This window comes from [Clostridium] clostridioforme AGR2157, from assembly GCF_000424325.1.
Classification (GTDB): domain Bacteria; phylum Bacillota; class Clostridia; order Lachnospirales; family Lachnospiraceae; genus Enterocloster; species Enterocloster clostridioformis_A.
In genome coordinates, this window is record NZ_AUJR01000056.1 from 1 (window position 1) to 16918 (window position 16918).

The window sequence follows — 16918 nt, forward strand, 5'->3', positions numbered from 1 at the left end:
TATTTGGATGATTTTTTTTGGACTATATGTAGGCACTGACTGGATAAGAAAATGTACATGGTCTTTATCTGTACCTACTTCCAAAAATCTTATTTCATACCTTTCCTGAATTCCCTCACACGTTTCTTTGATTACCCTATCTACATCTTCATCTATTACTACTCTTCTATATTTTGCTGGACATACGAAATGATACATGAGTACTGATACATTGTGTGACTTGCGTATTGTTTCACTCATCGCACAATTTCTCCTTTCCTTTTTCCTCTAGTATATCACTTCCTCCATGTCTTGAAAAAGTTTGTTACGCAGCAAGCTGCGGGGAATTAAACCCTCTTTTTGATTAAATAATTTTGACAAATATTACCATATTTATTTTTTATATAAAGATAAATACCGCGGGCCCACTCCCCCGCCTGCACCATCTGCGTCGTCTCATCCGGATAGGGAGCCAGTGGCGTGACGCTTCCGCTGGCTTGTATCCTTAAATTCAAGGACTAAGACGAGGTCATCCGCATGGCCAACGACAATGCCTACGGCCTTGGCGGCGCCTCACCTGCCGTCCATACTTACAACATTTATTTTTCTAATTCCATTCATTCCAAACACCCCATATTGCATCAATCCATAAATATGGCGCATTCTAAAAACATCCAAAAAGCTATTTGATTACAGTTTACTCAGAAAGGAATTGCCATGAACAACAACCTCACCGGATATCTCGGTACCTATGCCTCGCCTGAAAGCCTGGGCATTTACCGTTTTACCATTGATTTAAGAAACGGGGCAATGTCTTACCCTGAATTATATTATGAAGCCCCGGATTGTAAGTATCTTTCCCTGAAGGATTCCCTGCTGGCTTCCCCATTAAAAAGAGAGGACCGGTCTGGGATATGTCTTTTGGATACAGCCCATAATAAGGATGATGCATCTGCTTCACCGGCAGCGGAAGATTTTGAGGAGTCCTCGCCGGCCTGCTACGTGGTCCGGGATGACCGTTATATATACACGGCCAACTACCATGAAGGTACCGTACTGATATACGAGATAAAATATGAGGCAGGTTCTCATGGACGTGAAAAACGGCCTGACCGCCCGTACCTTGAACTGGCCAAAAGAATCCACATTGCACCCAAGGCCGGATGCCATCAGATTTTGTTTCACAGCCACTATATGATGGTTCCCTGCCTGCTGCTGGATAAAGTGATGGTGTTTGACTGTCAAAAGGATTTTTCCCTTGTATCTGAACTGACCTTTGACACGGGCACCGGTCCCCGCCACGGAATTTTTGACAGGGACCATAAGCGGTTCTTCCTTGTCAGCGAGCTGAGTAACCAGGTCTTTGTCTACAGTCTGACAGAAGATGCTGCCGCAGGGACAGAGAGCTGCCATAACAGTATATCCCTTCCTGGCTTTTCCATGAGGCTCCTGCATATCTGTTCCATCCTTCCTTCGGATGCAGTATATGAGGAACCGCCCGCATCGGCAGCCATACGTTTATCACCGGACGAACGCTTTTTGTATGTGTCCACCCGCTATGCGGAGGTCATAACGGTTTTTAAGCTTGACCATGGATGTCTCGAGCAAATCCAGCAAACAGGATGCGGCGGCATCCATCCCCGCGACATGATTCTTACTCCTGACGGCCAGTACCTGCTGGTTGCAAACCGCACCCAGGGCGGCCTTGTAAGCTTTCAGATCAACCCGGAAACAGGCCAGCTCATGGACATATGTTCCCGCGTACCTGCGCCGGAAGCTGTTTCCATTGTTCTTTCCCAACATACTATTTAACCCATATTTCGCCTGATAGGAGGTAGCAGAATGACAAAACTTGATATTGGAATCGTAGGACTTTCCGTTATGGGAAGAAGCCTAGCCCTGAATATGGCTGACCACGGATTTAAGGTGGGAGGTTATAACCGCAGCGCCGCTGTCACAGAACAGGTCATGAGAGACCATCCTCATGAGAACCTGACTCCCTTTTATGACCTGAAGAGCCTGACAGACGCCCTCGACCGTCCCCGGAAGGTAATGCTGATGATCCAGGCAGGCAAACCGGTGGATGCCGTAATAGAACAGTTGGTTCCCCTTCTTGAAGAGGGGGACATGATACTGGACGGAGGGAATTCCTTCTTTGAGGATACCAGAAGGCGGGCAGCCCTGCTGGCAGAGAAGGGAATCCACTACCTGGGGGTAGGCATTTCCGGAGGAGAGGAAGGCGCCCGGTTCGGTCCCTCCATCATGCCCGGAGGCAATGCCAATGCTTACGAATCAGTGCGTCCCATACTGGAAGCCATTGCCGCCAGGGCCATGGATGAACCCTGCTGCGCCTACATCGGCCCGGACGGGGCCGGACATTATGTAAAAATGGTCCATAACGGTATTGAGTACGCAGATATGCAGCTGATTGCAGAATCCTATCTTCTGTTAAAATATGTGGGCGGGTTCACCAATCAGGAGCTGGCTCATATCTTTAAATCCTGGAACGACGGGGAGCTTCACAGCTATCTGATTGGCATTACTGCCGGTATCCTCCGGGAGGCCGACGACCTGGCGGACGGTGAGCTCATTGACCGCATCAAAGACAGCGCGAAACAGAAAGGAACCGGAAGGTGGGCCAGCATAGAAGCCCTGAAGCAAGGCGTGGATATCTCCATGATTACCTCTGCCTGCACGGCCCGCATCATGTCCAACCATCTGGATGAAAGAGAAAAGGCATGGGAGCTTATCCATTCCCCGGCTATCATTCTCTCCCCTGATAAAGAGGCGTTTGCAGCCATGGTCCGCGAAGCCCTGTATACAGGGAAAATCATAGCATATGCCCAGGGCTTCTCCCTGATGCAGGATGCATCCAGGCTGTATGGCTGGAATCTGGACCTGGGAAAAATTGCTTCCATATTCCGTGCGGGATGCATCATCCAGGCTGTTTTCTTAAATGACATCACCCATGCATTTGAAGCTGATCCAAAGCCGGAAAGCCTCATATTCGACCGTTTCTTCCTGTCCCGCATCAATGAGCATCAGGACAGCCTGCGCCAGGCTGTATCCACAGGCGTCATGAACGGCCTTCCCATTCCCGCCCTCTGCAACGCAGTGTCCTACCTGGACGAATTCCGGGCAAAGGCTGCTGGCGCCAATTTAATCCAGGCCCAGCGCGACTGCTTTGGAGCCCACACCTATGAGAGAACAGACCGCGAAGGTGTATTCCACCATGAATGGAGGTGGGCAAATGACAATCAGCACTAACCTTACCATATTCGGCGGCACCGGGGATCTCACCTTCCGCAAGCTTCTTCCTGCTCTTTACACCATGGATATCACCGGAAAGCTTCCGGAAGACAGCCGCATCACCATCATCGGCCGCCGTGACTACGACAGCAGCCATTACCGTCAGATTGCCAGAGACTGGGTGGAGAAATTCACCCGGCTCTCCTTTGTGGAAAAAGCATTTGACCGTTTTTCAGAAAAAATAGATTATTACCGGATGGATTTCTCCCGTTTGGAAGCATATCATGGGCTGAATCATTATTACAGGGAAAATGATATCCGCTCCCACATCTTTTACTTTGCAGTGGCTCCCCGTTTTTTCAGCGCCATCACAGAAGGACTTAAACTGGTCCATGGTTCTTCCTCCGGCAAGGTGATACTTGAAAAGCCCTTTGGCGAGAACCTGGCTGCGGCCACAGCCCTTAACAAAGAGCTGGAAGCATTCTTTGGCCCGGAGCATATTTACCGCATCGACCACTACCTCGGAAAGGAAATGGTCCGCAATATCCAGGCAATCCGGTTTTCTAATCCCATTTTTACAGACGTATGGAATTCCCGCTATATTGAATCTGTGCAGATTTCCGCCCTGGAGGACATGGGCGTGGAAACCCGGGGCGGATACTATGATGCCAGCGGCGCCCTGAAAGATATGGTGCAGAACCATCTGTTCCAGATTTTGTCCATCATGGCCATGGAACAGCCGGAGGAATTCAATCCCAGGGGGCTGCACAATGCCCAGTTGGATGTCTTTCGCTGTTTGCGGCCGGCTGATGAGACATCCATAGAAAGCACCCTGGTCATGGGGCAATATGAGGGATACCGCGGCGAACCCCTTGTAAAACCGGATTCACAGACAGAAACCTATGGAGCACTGCGACTTTTCATTGACAACGAGCGCTGGAAAGGGACCCCATTTTACATCCGGACCGGAAAAAAGACAGGGAAACGCGAGATTGAACTGGCTGTCATTTTTCGCCGGCCTTATCCGGAAGTGGAGCCCAACATACTAATCATAAAGATTCAGCCCACGGAAGGAGTTTATCTGCAGTTTAATATCAAACGTCCCGGTGATTCTGAGGATATCATTCCAGCCAAGATGGATTTCTGCCAGAACTGCAGCCTGATTCATCAGCTCAACACCCCGGAGGCCTATGAACGTCTTATCACTGCCTGTATGGCAGGGGAGCGCTCCTGGTTCTCACAATGGGACCAGATAGAGCTGAGCTGGAATTATATCAGCCATCTGAAGGAACTCCATGCTGGAAAGCAGCTGCCGGTGTATCCTTATAAGCCCGGAACCCATGGACCGGTTGAAGCGGACCGGATGCTGGAACAGTATGGGCATAGATGGCTGTAGGCAGTTGCGTGCGGCTGTAGACGGCTTTAGACAGCTGTAAACGGCAGCGGACCGCAGGAGGCACAATATGTACAGTAAAGAAGAACAGAAAAGGGCGGCTGCCTGGCAGGCGGCTGGCCATCGACGGGGTGGATGCCATTGACCCGGATTTCTATTCCCTCAAGGGCGGCGGCGGTGCCCTGTTCCGTGGAAAGATCATCGCCTGCAAGGCCCGGCGGGTCATATGGATAAGCCCGCCCACAATCACGTCCACTCCTTCATTTTTAAGCTTCTGGATCTGATGGTAGGTACGCCAAAGACTCTTGACTTAATAATAGTTCTTTTCTTAATTGGCGTATCCTGTTTCCAACTTTTATTTTTATATCACCAGAAAACTCCATCTCCCTTACCTCTTACAGGTAAGCGTAGCGAAATGTGACTTATTTATCAACGGACTATGAGTCACATGTATCTATACTACTTAAATATTTTATTCCACAGGAAATGAAAAATACCCAAAGAGCCATCCACCGCATTCACCTCAAACTCATCTTGCATAAATCCCCTGAAATTACAATTTCCGGGCACAAAAAAATGCATGACACACCCTCAGGCCCATCATGCATTTTATTTTTCAACTATACATTTCTTCCCATCTCATATGCCTGCTTCATAGCCGGCGTACCCTTGATTTCTCCGAGCTGCCAGGCACCAGTTCCATAAATGATTGCCTTCTCCCTGGCTCCTGTCAGACAATCCTGCGTAAATCCCCGGAATCCTTCAATGGTGCGCTCCATCATTTTCCGTTCCGTATCCGCGGCAGCCACTATGAAATAGAAATCCTTATTCTGAATTTCTGTATACCTGGGAACCGTACGGTCAATCAATGTTTTCATCTGTGCATCCATGGTATAAAAGTACACCGGTGTGGCCAATACAATGACATCCGCTTCCACCATTTTATCCAGTATCTCTGCCATGTCATCCTTTTGAACACACCTATGAGTCGTATTACAGACGCCGCATCCTATACAATATTTGATATTCTTACTGGCCAGAAAAATCTTTTCCGCCTGATTTCCGGATTCCTGTGCGCCGCGGATAAACTCATCGCAGAGTGTATCGGAATTTCCGCCTTTCCTTGGGCTTGCTGATATAACTAATACATTTTTACTCATATGTAAATCTCCTCTCATTTTGTTATCTCCCATCATCCTATCATCTGGAGTTAACTTCAAGTCAAGAAGTTTTTATCGAGCCTTTGTCGAGTCTTTTTATCGTTCCCTCTGTTTATCGTTCCCCCTGCAAACTTAAGTTCCACTTCCCATCTTTCACCTCAATTTCCACCCTGCCCCAATATCACCTTCCGCTTCATCCAATAATACACAAACCCGGTACAATCCGCCAAAAACCAGCCAATGGGCACTGATACCCATATTCCCACAACACCAATGGCAGGAATCGCGGACAGGATATATGCGAGAACCACCCTGTTTCCCAGTGAAATGACGGTCAGCACCACGGACATCTCCGGTTTTCTCACAGCGCGGTACAGACCGTACAGCAGGAACAGACATCCAATACCGCAGTAAAATGTCCCCTCAATCCGAAGATACTGCACTCCCACCGCCAATATCTCAGTCTCCTGGGGCTGTACAAAGATAAGCATCAGCTCCCTTGCAAACACACATACAATAAACGATATCACCAGGCAGAACAGGACGGAAGCAGTGACAGCGCTTTTGATTCCTCTTTCCACCCGGTCATGCCTGCCCGCCCCATAATTCTGGGCTATGAAAGTGGAGAATGCATTTCCGAAATCCTGCACCGGCATATAGGCAAAGGAATCTATTTTCACAGCCGCAGCAAATGCCGCCATGACCACAGCGCCAAAGCTGTTGACCAGACCCTGGACCATCAATATGCCGAAATTCATCACGGACTGCTGAACGCAGGTCAAAAATGAAAAACCGGATATTTCCGCCAGGACCTTCCGGTCCATTTTCATATGGCTTCTGTTTATCCTGAATTCAGGCATTTTCAAATATGTATACAGACAGATTCCAACGCCTGACACAAACTGGGAAACAACAGTGGCTGCACCGGCACCGGCAACGCCCCATTTAAAGACAAGGACAAATACCAAATCCAATCCCACATTCAGCAGGGCTGAAATGCCAAGGAACACCAGTGGTATGAAAGAGTTCCCCACGGCTCTCAGCAGACAGGCAAAATAGTTGTACAAAAACACAGCGCTGATGCCAAAGAATATGACCCACAGATATTCTCTCATAAGGCCATAGATTTCCACGGGTACACACAACAGGTACATAATTGGGTCAATGAACAGGAAAACCGCAGTATTCAGAACCAGAGCCACTGCCGCTACAAGTACAAACGACACGAACATGCTGGATTTGAGCATTCTCTCATTCTTTTCACCAAAGCGCAGGGAAAACACAGCCCCGCTTCCCATACACAGCCCCAGAAGAATAGAAGTAAGGAATGACATCAGCGCATAGGCGGCCCCAACCGCCGCCAATGCCTGTACCCCCAGATACCGGCCCACAATCAGTGTATCCGCTATATTATAAAACTGCTGCAAAAGATTTCCTGCTATCATGGGAAGTGCGAACCGCAGCATGGTTCCCGTGATGGAACCTGTAGTCAAATCTCTATGCATGTCCCTTACTTCCTTCTATCAATGATCGAAATATCTGGGAAGACAGGTCCTGAAACAGAGTGCCTCCCATAAGAACATTAATCAACTGCAGACCCCGGCAGATTCCAAGTACCGCCTTGTGGTCCTCCCACGCCATACGGAACACGGTTTGTTCCAGCCGGTCCCTCTCCATACAGGCAGGACCGCACAGACCGGTCTTCTCCTCACCGTATAGTGATGGGTCCACATCATGTCCGCCTGTAAACAGATACCCGCTGCACATGCTGTTTATCTGGCGTAAATCCGCCTGGTCACATATAAGCGGCAATATCATGGGGATTCCGCCTGCCTGCCGGATTCCGTCCATATATCCGGGCACCATCCATATACTGTCCTTTTCCTCGTCAAATAGTGGTACAATTCCAATCACCGGTTTCATGTGCACTTACCTCGTTTCTTTCTTACTGCTTCTGCATCAAGCATCCTGCTGCCCCTCGTCATGGACACAGTATACCACAGACTTCCAGTAATTTACAGATAATCTCTCTGTTTGTATTCTGGTTGATTAGGCTGGCCCCGATTCCCTCCTGTTCCGGGGCTTCCGGGTCCTCCCCGCATACATCCGCTCCTATTATACTGCGGCAGGATGCCGCCTCTTTTATGCAGGCCAGCACATCCTCCAGCTGCGTCTCTCCCTGGTCCCAATTGGTGACTGCGCAGGATCGGTTCAGAATATCCTTATCCAGGGATATATAGAGAGGCAGCCCGGAGTCCTTCAGATGACGGCTGATACACCCCGGCAACTTCAACTCCTCTTCATTTATTCCAACTACCCGTTCCCCGTCAGCTTCCGCTTCCATACAGGGCGGCCCTGCCAGATAGACCCGCCTCAGCCCCGTATTTGTATCCAAAGCAGCCTGAATCCAACCGCCGCAGGACAGGATATTCCCAAACATGGGCATCTGCATATCTGTATGGTGATCGAACACCAGCAGCTCAAATTCCCCCTCTATCTTATCCAGCCATATTTTACTCACATAATGATAATTTCCGGAATCTAGGAAGTGGATTCCGGAGGGTCCCATAAGGCTGATTCTCTCCTTGATGGCTGCCTCCGCCTCCCCGTCACAGTAACAATTAGTGCCTTGTATATCTCTAAGGTCCAGCCATACAGCGCCCAAATCTTTGTAAAATTCCTGGTTTTCATATACGCCCGTAAAATTCATGATGACAATATTGTTATTCTCAAACTTTTTATTATTAAGCATACCGATTCACCGCCTGTCCTTTCATCCATGCTCATATGCTTTTGATGACGCCTTTTTAAAGGAGGCATCCTAAAGGCAGCATTCTAAAGGCAGCATTTCTAAATGCAGCATTTCTAAATGCAGCTTCCTAAATGCAGCTTCCTATAAAGTGCCTTCTCAAAGGGTCATCCCAAAGGTGCTCTCCTAAAAGGTTCTTCCCGAAAGCTCTTCCTTAAAGGCTCTTCCTCAATGATTGTATCAGAATAGCCCCAAATAAGAAACCGCCTACAAATAATATTTTTATAATAATAGTAATTATTATTTATTTTATGGAATTTATATGATACAATACAAATATCTTACATATTATCAATTATACGTGGTAAAATCAAACTATAGCCGAAAAGGCAAAAGAGACACAGGAGGGGTACATTTTTATGGATTCAAAAGCATTTTTCAAATTAAGTTACGGCGTTTACATTATTTCCACCAGCGCAGACGGCAGGGATAGCGGCTGTGTCATCAACACACTGACCCAGGTTACATCATCTCCCGCCAGGTTATCCATTGCTCTCAACAAGGAAAACTATACATTTAAGCTGATTGAGACATCCGGCACTTTTTCCGCGGCGGTACTTTCCGACAATGTGGAAATGGGCCTGATTAGACGTTTCGGTTTCCAGTGCGGCAAGGATGTGGAGAAATACGACGGCATTCCACAGGGACGGGACAGTCTCTATAATCCATATCCCACAGAAGGCGTCTGTGCCCGGTTCACCTGCCGTGTTGTATCCTCCATGGATGTGGGCTCCCATATGATTATAGTGGGCGAGGTAGTGGAAGCAGAAGTCCTGGATTCCCAGACACCGGCGCTCACCTATTCCAATTACCATCTGAAGAAAAACGGAACCACTCCGCCAAAGGCTCCTTCCTATCAGGCAGACACGGAAAAGGTTACTGGATGGCGCTGCTCCGTATGCGGATATATTCTGGAATCCGAGACATTGCCGCCTGACTTTATCTGTCCGGTCTGCGGCAAGGATGCCAGCTATTTTGTAAAACTGTAGCCTCCTTATTTTTCCGTCGTGTAAACTGTTACAAAATACCCCTGAAAACAGCTGATTCATACCCATAAGCTGTTTTCAGGGGCATTTTTATGTCCTCCGGATATATCCTACTCCTGACCGGACTTATTCCTAGCCCGGTTTTCTTCCTTATCATTGGTAACGTTGCCGTCCCCGCTGACCGGTATGGCATCTCCCAGATAGGTGGGCTTAGGCATTACAATGGTATAAATCAAATCCTTGGGTCTGGCCAGCAGCTCTCTCAGGTCCCTCATTTTCTGGCCGCCGTACTGCCTGGGATCTGACTCCACGCCGTATGCCTCCATCCCCATAGCCTGTGCCACATAAAGGGCCCGGTACATATGATAGCGCTGCGTAACTATGATAATTTTCTTCACCTGGAAAATGTCCCTGGCCCGGTACATGCTCTCATAGGTGGAGAATCCTGCGTGATCCATGAAAATGTCCCCGGAAGGAATGCCCTCATCAATGGCATACTGCTTCATCCGGTTTACCTCGTCATAGTTCTTACGCCCATGGTCTCCGCTCATGAGCAGGCGGTCTGACACACCGTCCTCATACAGCTCTATTCCCTTGTCCAGCCTGTCCCGAAGCATGCCGGATGGCGTGCCGTCGGGCCTGACACTGCAGCCCAGAACCATGATGCAGTCCACATCCCCAAGGGCTGCAGCATCATCTGCACTGATGATATTGGGCTTTTCCTTCCTGATCATGTACAGGTTTATCAGGAACAGGACCAGACATCCTGCCAGTCCCAATACCAGAAGTATCTTAACCGCTTTTTTCAGAATTTCTTTTTTATTCATTCCACTCTTCCTTCTCTTACGGAGCGCCGACGGGATCAAAAAAGCCGCTCTTCCCGGCAAAATGCAGAGATTTGCGGCTTTTGATGCGTATGTCAGGTCAATCCTTATTTAACAGCAATTGCCTCGATTTCACACAGAACGCCCTTTGGAAGGGTCTTAACTGCCACACAGCTTCTGGCTGGTTTGGAAGTGAAATACTTAGCATATACTTCGTTAAATGTTGCAAAATCGCCCATATCTGCCAGGAAGCAGGTGGTCTTAAATACCTTGTCAAAGCCGCTGCCTGCTGCTTCCAGGATGGCGCCTACGTTCTTGCAGCTCTGCTCAGCCTGTCCTGCAATGTCCTCTGCAACACTGCCGTCCGCCGGATTTACCGGTATCTGACCGGATGTGTAGATAACTCCATTAACCTCAAATCCCTGGGAGTATGGTCCGATTGCGCCTGGTGCCTTTTCTGTGCTGATTACGTTCATTTTAAATCCTCCTTGTTCTTAGGGGAAATGCCCGTACAATATGTATTCCCCATTATATTGATTTTCATTCTCACGCGACATACGCGAACCCCAAAGTTATTATATCGGATTATAGGAGATGTTGCAAGATGAGGCTGGGATTGTTCTTTGTATTTTTTGCCGTACTGAGGAATTATGGCTGTACATAAAAATACAAAAAATTAATGAGCTATCAGACTTGTGCGTCAGATACCTCCCTGCCCCTCCTGCTTCTGTCCCAGATAGGCAAGCAGGTACTCCTTTGTATTCCTCTGAGGTTCCTCCAATACCATATCCAGAAGCCGGGCCAGCGTATTGCCCACTTCTCTGCCCGGTTTCACCCCTGCTCCCATAATATCATGGCCCGAGACAGCCAGGGTTTTCAGGCTGATACAGTCCCTGTTCCTGCGGATTTCCTCTGTCAGCTCCCTGACCTGACGCAGCCACCGCGATTCCCTGTCATCGGATGCCGCCTCAGAAAGACACATCTTAAATGTGAGCAAATCATCAAACAGCTCCGGCTCCATCTGGCTCATGGCTCGGCGGATGGATGCACTGGACGGTTTCCCCGGCTCCATACCATCCTTCATGCCATCCTTCATGCCATCCTCCATACCATTCTTCAAGTCATCTTCCATACCGTCCTTAAGCCCGACCTTCTTGCCCTGCCACTCCACCAGAGTCCTTACCCTGAAGGTGGTATCATTGTCCAGCTTTAAATCCTTCAGTATACCCGCTGCCCGGGAAGCGCTGCAATCCCTTAAAAAAGCAGCCCAGCGCATATGCTTTACTGCCGGAATACCGGCCGGAATGGACGGCACAGCCCAATCCCCTGACTCCGCGGCATAAGCCCTGTGAAATCCCTCTGACACAAAAGGACTGATTCCAGTCTCATACACCAGCGAGATATAATCCGGATGGGAACTCAGCAAAAGCTTGGTCAGCTCTACCTGAATCCGTTCCTTACTCACATGGACCATGTTAGGCGCAATTACCTTGATGGCCTCATAGGTGCGTTCATCTATGGAGAATCCCAACTGGGCAGAAAAACGGATGGCCCGCAGGATTCTGAGGGCATCCTCTGTAAAGCGGTCCATGGGATCCCCCACGCACCGTATTATGCCCTTCTCCAAATCCTCCACACCTCCGAATTTATCCACAAATCCCGTATGACTGTTATAGGCCATGGCATTGATAGTAAAATCCCGGCGTTTTAAATCCTCCACCAAATCCGGAGTGAACTCCACACTGTTGGGATGGCGTCCGTCAGAGTACTCTCCGTCAATGCGGTAAGTAGTTACCTCATACCCTTCCTTCCCCATCATCACGGTCACAGTGCCGTGCTGTATGCCGGTATCCACAGTACGCCGGAACACCTCCTTAACCTGCCCTGGCAGGGCGCTGGTGGTAATATCCCAGTCCCCCGGCTCCCTGCCCAAAAGCATATCCCTGACGCATCCGCCCACCACGTATGCCTCGTATCCGTGTTCATTCAGTTTATTAATAATCTCCTCTGCGGGAGAGGGAATTCTGATTTCCATATCTGTCTGCTTCCTCATACTATGTTCGTTTTATGATTGACATTGCCACGGTCTTATTCTATCAGCTTTTCCTGTCCTTTTCCAGAAATATTTTAACCACATATTATACAAATCATCAAACGTTTGATACGCGGGTATGGAAAATGGCAGATACAGGTCCAATCCCGCATCTGCCATGTCTATATACATCTTTAGTATGCCTTGCCCCAATAAACCATCTTCTTCGCCGGTTTCCCGCAGCAAACGCATTTATCAGACAGGTTCTCCTGCTCAAAGGGTATGCATCTGGATGTGGCTCCGGCCATCTCCTTGATTTTCTCCTCACAATCCAGGCAGCCGCACCACATGGCTTTTACAAAGCCTGGCTTATTGTTGACGGTATCCACGAATTCATCCCATCCGGTTGCTGTATAGGTGTGGGCATCCCTGTGCTTCCTTGCCTTCTCCAGCATGGCATCATGGATGGTATCCAGCATTTCACCTGCTCTTAACTCCAGCTCATCCAGGGATACGAAGCTCTTCTCATGGTTATCCCTGCGCACCAGCACGGCCTGGTTCTTCTCTATATCCTTTGGCCCTATCTCCACACGAAGGGGCACGCCGCGCATCTCACAGTCAGCGAACTTCCAGCCCGGGCTCTTGTCCGTATCATCCACCTTTACAGCGAATCCTGCCTTTGTAAGGCGCTCCTTCAGCTCATATGCCTTATCCAGCACGCCTTCCTTCTGCTGCTGGACCGGTACCACCATAATCTGGACCGGGGCGATTCTCGGAGGAAGCACCAGACCGTTGTCATCGCCGTGCACCATGATGATGGCGCCGATGATGCGGGTGCTCACGCCCCAGGAAGTCTGGTGTACATACTTTAACGTATTGTCCTTGTCCGTGAACTGGATGTCAAATGCCTTTGCAAATCCGTCGCCGAAGTTATGGCTGGTACCTGACTGCAGGGCTTTTCCGTCGTGCATCAGGGATTCTATGGTGTAGGTTGCCTCTGCTCCGGCAAACTTCTCCTTATCGGTTTTCTGTCCCTTGATGACAGGAATAGCCAGCACCTCCTCACAGAAGTCGGCATACAGGTTCAACATCTGAATTGTCCTGGCCTCGGCCTCCTCGGCTGACGCATGGGCCGTATGGCCCTCCTGCCACAGGAACTCCCTGGAGCGTAAGAATGGACGTGTGGTCTTTTCCCAGCGCACAACGGAACACCACTGGTTATAGACTCTGGGAAGGTCGCGGTAGGAGTGGATGTCCTTTGAGTAAAAATCACAGAACAGAGTCTCAGAGGTAGGCCTTACGCACATGCGCTCCTGAAGTTCCTCCAGTCCTCCATGAGTTACCCATGCCACCTCAGGCGCAAATCCTTCCACATGGTCCTTTTCCTTCTCTAACAGGCTCTCCGGTATGAAGATAGGCATGTATACGTTCTGTACCCCTGTCTCCTTAAACCTTCTGTCCATTTCCTTCTGGATGTTCTCCCAGATTGCATAGCCGGCCGGCTTAATCACCATGCATCCCTTGACGCTGGCATAATCGCACAGCTCCGCCTTCTTTACCACATCCGTATACCACTGGGCGAAATCCTCATCCATGGATGTGATGGCCTCTACCATTTTCTTGTTGTCTGCCATGATTCTCTCCTTTTCATTATTTACATTGACCCTTGCATATCTAACATTATGAAATAAAAAGAGCCACCCAATCCCCTGTGCCGTGTGCGCAAGGGACCGAATGACTCGGCGGTACCACCCTCATTAACCTTCGGGCTTAGTCAGCCCTTATGGTTCTCTCATAATCCGTTAACGCCGGACATACGCTGCATTCATCATACAGGACTCCAGGGTGGGTTCAGCATCTGCCAACCGTAAGGACCTCTCACCTGCGGCCCTCTCTCTGTGACGTGCAATCATGCTTACTGTTCCCTTTCTATGTCATTTCTATGAATTGGTCATCTCTTTATGAGAATGATTTTACGTCAGTTTTGGGACTTTGTCAACCACAGAATCACCATATGGCGCTAGCTCCTTTCTCCCATTTGACCCGCGGGAGACCGGAGCCGTCGTACGCTAGAATGCAATCAGCATGGGCTGGCATGTGTGCGTTTGCCTGAATCATTCCTCTTTCGTCCACGCCTCCACCATATCCTCAATCAACAGCAATCCCAGCGGCCCCAGTATGAAGCCAAAAAATCCAAACAATTCTAATCCCACATACACGGACGCCAGTGTCTCAAGGGGGGACAGCCCCACCTGTCCGCCCATCATCCGCACCTCCAGAATCTGACGCACAAAATAGCACACCAGATAAAGGGCCGTGAGTACCAGCGCCTGTTTCCAGTCCCCCACAGCCAGCCGAAGGACAGCCCAGGGTATCAACACCGTGCCGGTTCCAAATATAGGAAGAGCATCCAGTATACCGATTCCAATGCCTGCCATGATGTAATAAGGATTGCGAATCAGGAACATTCCCCCGATGCACAGCCCTGTTGTAATGAAGAGAATGATTCCCTGGCTTCTGAACCAGGCCTTTCCTGTCTGCACCAGGCGGTTTCCTATCATATTGAATTCCTTGCGGAAGGCGGACTGGTCCCGGCGGTCCCGCAGGTCCTCCATTTCCTGCAGGCTTAATATAGCTGCCAGAAACACCACCAGGCTTACGATGGCTGCTTTTGCCAGACAGCTGATCACAGACATGGAGTTGGCCATGAGAAAGGGCATGGCAGCTGTTTTGCATGTATCTACCATATGATAGAGCATATCCCCGGCCATATCGGCCACGCATCCCGGCCTCAGCCCCATGGCATGCTCCACCCTGTGGCAGTTTCCTGTGAGCCACAGATCAAACTGTTCCAACCACACCGGAAGCTGCACCATAAGCAGTTTTCCCTCTGCGCACAGCTTCAGGGCGCCTCTATAGAGCACCACTCCCAGGACGGACAGAACAGCCAGAAATTCCACGCCGCCGATGACGCCGATGGGCATATGATGCCGTTTTCCCCTCACCGTAATCCTCATCCGGTAGGACAGGAACCTGGCCGACGGCCGCAGCAGAAGGGCCAGGATATAACCCACGAAAAAAGGAGCCACGAGGGGCAGCAGATATTTAAATCCTGCATACACCGCTCCCGTGGTTCCTGTTATAATTAATAATTTCTTCAGTTTCTTACCCGGCTTTTCCATGGACTCACCTGTTTCTGATTCGTACTTCATTTGTACCCTCATAGTATAAGCCGATGGCCGGAAAATATTCTGTTTCCCATGTACAAGTCATGCCGGTAAATTATTCCTTTGTTACCAGGCTGTCCACTGTATCCTGTGTTACCAGCTGGTTGTCCAGGATTACATAAGGCTCAACCTGCTTGCCTTCCAGATAATCATAGGCAGTGTTAAGGATGGCCTTTCCTAAGAAGAATGGCGGCTCTGCGATGGTTGCGTCAACCTTGCCGGCCTTCATTGCATCCAGTGTGTCGTCGATGGCGTCACAGCCGATTTTTACGATTTCATCGGTTCTGCCGGCTGCTTCCATTGCCTCTAATGCGCCTAAAAGCATCTCGTCATTAGCGGCGTAAAGTCCGTCGATTTCCGGATTGGCCTGAAGAATGTTCTCCATAACGCTCATGCCCTTTGCCCTGTCAAAATCAGCCACCTGGCAGGCCACGATTTCCATGTCCGGGTTGTCCTTCATCACTTCGTTGAAGCCCTGGGAACGGTTCTGCGCAACGTTAGTTCCCATGATGCCCTGAATCTCAACAATCTTGCCTTTTCCGCCTAAGGTGTCAACCAGGTACTGTCCTGCCATACGGCCTGACTTGATAGCGTCGTAGCCAATGTGTGAAATAACCTCGCCGCCGTTAGCCTCGCGGTCCATGGTAAATACAGGAATCCCCGCCTCGTTGCATGCCTCAATGGAGGAAACGATAGCGTCGGAATCACATGTATCGATGATGATGGCATCCGGCTTCTTTGTAATCAGGTTCTCCACATCCTTCATCTGGATGGTGGGATCGTCCTGGGCGTCGGTAATATACAGCTCAATACCGTGCTCGTCAGCAGCCTTCTGGACACCGTCCTTTACATCCACAAAGAATGGGTTGGTCTGTGTGTTCATGGCAAGACCGATCACATACTTCTTTCCGCTTCCCTCTTCTGAACCGGTATTTTCCGCCTCAGCCGAGGTATCCTTTGCCTCATCCTTTGCCTCATCCTTTGCTTCTTCCTTGGACTCCTCCTTTGCCGCCTCAGTAGCTGCGGCGGCGGTAGTTACCCCTGAGCCTGAGCTGCATCCGGCCATCAGTGAACACGCCATTGCCATTGCCAGTACAGTTGCCCCAATTTGTTTCCTCATAATACAATCTCCTTTTCTTAAATAAATAATTTGTGACGGCCCCGCCGTTTCATGGATAAACCGGATGAACCGGCAGAACCGCAGGTACCTTATCCTTTTCGCCCGTTTTCGGGCTTTACTGCTCTGCATTTACACTGCT

16 protein-coding genes, 1 pseudogene and 1 other annotated feature are annotated in these 16918 nt (G+C 49.5%); of the genes and pseudogenes, 6 read left to right on the top strand and 11 right to left on the bottom strand.

Annotation, left to right across the window (positions count from 1 at the left end; genetic code table 11):
* Positions 1–240, bottom strand: a 240-nt coding sequence (gene tnpA, locus G614_RS0119510) for an IS200/IS605 family transposase (RefSeq protein ID WP_027643300.1), incomplete at its 3' end; no start/stop codon positions are given.
* Positions 241–468: 228 nt separating this feature from the next.
* Between tnpA and G614_RS34610 the strand changes: the two are divergent.
* The 5 genes and pseudogenes from G614_RS34610 to G614_RS34615 all read left to right on the top strand — a co-directional run.
* Positions 469–552 (top strand): annotated as a pseudogene (locus G614_RS34610) (aldehyde dehydrogenase family protein); the annotation flags it as partial.
* A gap of 144 nt (positions 553–696) precedes the next feature.
* The gene (locus G614_RS0119515) at positions 697–1791 is read left to right on the top strand and encodes a beta-propeller fold lactonase family protein (RefSeq protein ID WP_027643301.1); all 1095 of its coding nucleotides are present in this window, start codon (positions 697–699) and stop codon (positions 1789–1791) included.
* A gap of 30 nt (positions 1792–1821) precedes the next feature.
* Positions 1822–3246, top strand: coding sequence for an NADP-dependent phosphogluconate dehydrogenase (gene gndA, locus G614_RS0119520; protein ID WP_027643302.1), 1425 nt, complete (start codon positions 1822–1824; stop codon positions 3244–3246).
* Complete coding sequence (zwf, locus tag G614_RS0119525; protein WP_027643303.1) at positions 3230–4624, top strand: glucose-6-phosphate dehydrogenase; 1395 nt, start codon at positions 3230–3232, stop codon at positions 4622–4624. The genes gndA and zwf overlap by 17 nt, the downstream gene beginning before the upstream one ends.
* 128 nt (positions 4625–4752) lie before the next feature.
* Positions 4753–4905, top strand: coding sequence for a ribose-5-phosphate isomerase A (locus tag G614_RS34615; protein ID WP_420341534.1), 153 nt, complete (start codon positions 4753–4755; stop codon positions 4903–4905).
* Between the two features lie 336 nt (positions 4906–5241).
* Here G614_RS34615 and G614_RS0119545 read toward each other — a convergent pair whose 3' ends face one another.
* The 4 genes from G614_RS0119545 to G614_RS0119560 form a co-directional block, all read right to left on the bottom strand.
* Positions 5242–5781, bottom strand: a complete 540-nt coding sequence (locus tag G614_RS0119545) for a flavodoxin family protein (protein ID WP_027643304.1) — start codon at positions 5779–5781, stop codon at positions 5242–5244.
* A 158-nt stretch (positions 5782–5939) separates the two neighbouring features.
* Complete coding sequence (locus G614_RS0119550) at positions 5940–7286, bottom strand: MATE family efflux transporter (RefSeq protein WP_027643305.1); 1347 nt, start codon at positions 7284–7286, stop codon at positions 5940–5942.
* Complete coding sequence (locus G614_RS28145) at positions 7279–7704, bottom strand: gamma-glutamyl-gamma-aminobutyrate hydrolase family protein (RefSeq protein WP_242828146.1); 426 nt, start codon at positions 7702–7704, stop codon at positions 7279–7281. The genes G614_RS0119550 and G614_RS28145 overlap by 8 nt, the downstream gene beginning before the upstream one ends.
* Before the next feature lie 58 nt (positions 7705–7762).
* Positions 7763–8533, bottom strand: coding sequence for a hypothetical protein (locus G614_RS0119560; protein ID WP_027643306.1), 771 nt, complete (start codon positions 8531–8533; stop codon positions 7763–7765).
* 416 nt (positions 8534–8949) lie between these two features.
* On the opposite strand from G614_RS0119560, the gene G614_RS0119565 reads away from it, so the two are divergent.
* The gene (locus tag G614_RS0119565; RefSeq protein WP_027643307.1) at positions 8950–9579 is read left to right on the top strand and encodes a flavin reductase; all 630 of its coding nucleotides are present in this window, start codon (positions 8950–8952) and stop codon (positions 9577–9579) included.
* A gap of 107 nt (positions 9580–9686) precedes the next feature.
* Here the strand turns inward: G614_RS0119565 and G614_RS0119570 are convergent, their stop codons facing one another.
* The 6 genes from G614_RS0119570 to G614_RS0119600 form a co-directional block, all read right to left on the bottom strand.
* Positions 9687–10403, bottom strand: a complete 717-nt coding sequence (locus G614_RS0119570; protein ID WP_027643308.1) for a SanA/YdcF family protein — start codon at positions 10401–10403, stop codon at positions 9687–9689.
* A gap of 104 nt (positions 10404–10507) precedes the next feature.
* Entirely contained in the window at positions 10508–10876 is a 369-nt protein-coding gene (locus tag G614_RS0119575) for a RidA family protein (protein ID WP_002566105.1), read from the bottom strand.
* A gap of 224 nt (positions 10877–11100) precedes the next feature.
* Positions 11101–12435, bottom strand: coding sequence for a CCA tRNA nucleotidyltransferase (locus G614_RS0119580; protein ID WP_027643309.1), 1335 nt, complete (start codon positions 12433–12435; stop codon positions 11101–11103).
* A gap of 191 nt (positions 12436–12626) precedes the next feature.
* On the bottom strand, positions 12627–14066 hold the full coding sequence (proS, locus tag G614_RS0119585) for a proline--tRNA ligase (protein ID WP_027643310.1): 1440 nt from the start codon (positions 14064–14066) through the stop codon (positions 12627–12629).
* Between the two features lie 88 nt (positions 14067–14154).
* Positions 14155–14373: a binding site (T-box leader), on the bottom strand.
* Between the two features lie 173 nt (positions 14374–14546).
* Entirely contained in the window at positions 14547–15644 is a 1098-nt protein-coding gene (locus tag G614_RS0119595; RefSeq protein WP_027643311.1) for an AI-2E family transporter, read from the bottom strand.
* Positions 15645–15714: 70 nt separating this feature from the next.
* Positions 15715–16779: a substrate-binding domain-containing protein gene (locus tag G614_RS0119600; protein ID WP_027643312.1), complete on the bottom strand. Its 1065-nt coding sequence runs from the start codon at positions 16777–16779 to the stop codon at positions 15715–15717.
* Positions 16780–16918 lie beyond the last annotated feature (139 nt).

What these genes read in the sequence shown, in the direction of transcription:
- G614_RS0119515 (WP_027643301.1), top strand. Translation starts at nt 697, where the DNA reads ATGAACAACAACCTCACCGGATATCTCGGTACCTATGCCTCGCCTGAA.
- G614_RS0119600 (WP_027643312.1), bottom strand. Translation starts at nt 16,779, where the DNA reads ATGAGGAAACAAATTGGGGCAACTGTACTGGCAATGGCAATGGCGTGT.
- G614_RS0119565 (WP_027643307.1), top strand. Translation starts at nt 8,950, where the DNA reads ATGGATTCAAAAGCATTTTTCAAATTAAGTTACGGCGTTTACATTATT.
- G614_RS0119595 (WP_027643311.1), bottom strand. Translation starts at nt 15,644, where the DNA reads ATGAAGTACGAATCAGAAACAGGTGAGTCCATGGAAAAGCCGGGTAAG.
- proS (WP_027643310.1), bottom strand. Translation starts at nt 14,066, where the DNA reads ATGGCAGACAACAAGAAAATGGTAGAGGCCATCACATCCATGGATGAG.
- G614_RS0119550 (WP_027643305.1), bottom strand. Translation starts at nt 7,286, where the DNA reads ATGCATAGAGATTTGACTACAGGTTCCATCACGGGAACCATGCTGCGG.
- gndA (WP_027643302.1), top strand. Translation starts at nt 1,822, where the DNA reads ATGACAAAACTTGATATTGGAATCGTAGGACTTTCCGTTATGGGAAGA.
- G614_RS0119570 (WP_027643308.1), bottom strand. Translation starts at nt 10,403, where the DNA reads ATGAATAAAAAAGAAATTCTGAAAAAAGCGGTTAAGATACTTCTGGTA.
- zwf (WP_027643303.1), top strand. Translation starts at nt 3,230, where the DNA reads ATGACAATCAGCACTAACCTTACCATATTCGGCGGCACCGGGGATCTC.
- G614_RS0119560 (WP_027643306.1), bottom strand. Translation starts at nt 8,533, where the DNA reads ATGCTTAATAATAAAAAGTTTGAGAATAACAATATTGTCATCATGAAT.
- G614_RS28145 (WP_242828146.1), bottom strand. Translation starts at nt 7,704, where the DNA reads ATGAAACCGGTGATTGGAATTGTACCACTATTTGACGAGGAAAAGGAC.
- G614_RS0119545 (WP_027643304.1), bottom strand. Translation starts at nt 5,781, where the DNA reads ATGAGTAAAAATGTATTAGTTATATCAGCAAGCCCAAGGAAAGGCGGA.
- G614_RS0119575 (WP_002566105.1), bottom strand. Translation starts at nt 10,876, where the DNA reads ATGAACGTAATCAGCACAGAAAAGGCACCAGGCGCAATCGGACCATAC.
- G614_RS0119580 (WP_027643309.1), bottom strand. Translation starts at nt 12,435, where the DNA reads ATGGAAATCAGAATTCCCTCTCCCGCAGAGGAGATTATTAATAAACTG.